The sequence below is a fragment of the Rhodoferax ferrireducens genome, from assembly GCF_003347515.1.
In the GTDB taxonomy this organism is placed as follows: domain Bacteria; phylum Pseudomonadota; class Gammaproteobacteria; order Burkholderiales; family Burkholderiaceae_C; genus Rhodoferax.
On the sequence record NZ_QEII01000033.1, the window covers coordinates 1 to 295 of the forward strand.

Sequence of the window (295 nt, forward strand, 5' to 3'; positions counted from 1 at the left end):
GGGGCCAGCGCCAGGCGGTGCTGTTTGACCTGGGCGTGCGCCGCTTCTACATCTTCGGCCTGGTGCTGTACCCGCAGGACTTCATCTACCTCACCGGCATCCTGGTCATCTCCGCGCTGTCCTTGTTCCTGTTCACGGCGGTGGCCGGGCGCCTGTGGTGCGGTTATACCTGCCCGCAGACGGTGTACACCGAAATCTTCCTGTGGATCGAGAAGAAAGTCGAGGGCGACCGCTCCATGCGCATGCGCCGCGATGGCCAGCCCCTGTCGCTGGACAAGGTTGGTCGCAAAAGCGC

1 protein-coding gene is annotated in these 295 nt (G+C 64.1%); it reads left to right on the forward strand.

Annotation, left to right across the window (positions count from 1 at the left end):
- Positions 1–295 (forward strand): 4Fe-4S binding protein (locus tag C5P05_RS00125; RefSeq protein ID WP_114967964.1); only part of this gene is annotated, 295 nt, incomplete at both ends.